The sequence below is a fragment of the Paraburkholderia oxyphila NBRC 105797 genome, from assembly GCF_000685075.1.
Lineage (GTDB): Bacteria > Pseudomonadota > Gammaproteobacteria > Burkholderiales > Burkholderiaceae > Paraburkholderia > Paraburkholderia oxyphila.
This window is the reverse complement of record NZ_BAYD01000276.1, coordinates 1-1,233: the sequence shown is the minus strand read 5'-3', so window position 1 is coordinate 1,233 and position 1,233 is coordinate 1. Positions and strand designations below refer to the sequence as shown.

2 protein-coding genes and 1 pseudogene are annotated in these 1,233 nt (G+C 62.2%); all 3 read left to right on the top strand.

Annotated elements, in window-relative coordinates; all coding sequences use genetic code 11:
• A partial coding sequence (locus BO1_RS48905; protein ID WP_028223785.1) for an ABC transporter ATP-binding protein C-terminal domain-containing protein occupies window positions 1–282 on the top strand: 282 nt, incomplete at its 5' end.
• Between the two features lie 7 nt (window positions 283–289).
• Window positions 290–976 carry an urea ABC transporter ATP-binding subunit UrtE gene (gene urtE, locus BO1_RS48900; protein WP_028223784.1) on the top strand — a complete coding sequence of 229 codons (687 nt, stop codon included), beginning with the start codon at window positions 290–292 and terminating at the stop codon, window positions 974–976.
• Window positions 977–1,006: 30 nt separating this feature from the next.
• Window positions 1,007–1,233: pseudogene (amiE, locus tag BO1_RS56060) on the top strand (aliphatic amidase); the annotation flags it as partial.

Genomic DNA, 1,233 nt, shown 5'->3' with positions numbered 1-1,233 from the left:
CAGTGGCTCGAGATCGGCATGCTGCTGATGCAGGATCCGCAGCTGCTGTTGCTCGACGAGCCCGTGGCCGGCATGTCGCCGCGCGAGCGCGAGCAGACCGCCGAGCTGCTCAAGGAGATCGCCGCCAGCAAGTCACTGGTCGTGATCGAGCATGACATGGACTTCGTCCGGTCGATCGCGAAGAAAGTGACCGTGCTGCACCAGGGCAAGCTGCTGGCCGAAGGCAGCGTCGACCAGGTTCAGAACGATCCGCGCGTCATCGAAGTGTATCTGGGACATTGAGGCGATCATGCTGAAGGTAACCGATCTGAACGTCTATTACGGCGAGAGCCATGTTCTTCACGACGTTTCGCTGAACGTCGAGCCCGGCAGCGCGGTGGCCATCGTCGGACGTAACGGCATGGGCAAGAGCACGCTCCTCAAAGCACTGATCGGCATGGTGCCGGCCAGGCGCGGCGCGATCGAGTCGACGGCTGCCGCTCATCCCCTGCCGAGCTACCGGCGCGTGAAAGCGGGTCTGGGATTCGTGCCGCAAGGCCGGATGATCTTTCCCCAGCTGAGCGTCGAGGAGAACATCCTGACCGGCCTCGAGACGCGCCGCTATACGGCATACCCCGGCTTCATCTACGAGTTTTTCCCCGTGCTGCGAGAGATGAAGGACCGCAAGGGCGGCAATCTCTCGGGCGGGCAGCAGCAACAGCTTGCCATCGCACGCGCGCTGGTGTCCAGGCCGAAGCTGCTGATCCTCGACGAGCCCACCGAAGGCATCCAGCCTTCGATCATCAAGGACATCGCGCGCTCGCTGAACGATCTGCGCAAGGAATTGGGACTGGCCGTGCTGGTGTCGGAGCAGGTGTTGAGCTTCGCACTCGACGTGGCCGACCGCCTTCTGGTCATCGACCGCGGCCGGATCGTGCGCGAGACCGAAAAGCACGACCTCGACATCGAGGCCGTGCGTTCCTATCTGACGGTCTGATGCACCGTCCAACCAACCCAGGAGTATGTGATGAGACATGGTGACATTTCCAGCAGCAACGATAGCGTCGGCGTGGCCGTGGTGAACTACAAGATGCCGCGCCTGCACACCAGGGCGGAAGTGATCGAGAACGCCCGCAAGATCGCGGACATGGTGGTCGGCATGAAGCGGGGGTTGCCCGGCATGGATCTGGTGGTGTTCCCGGAGTATTCGACTCACGGGATCATGTATGACCCGCAGGAAATGTACGAAACGGC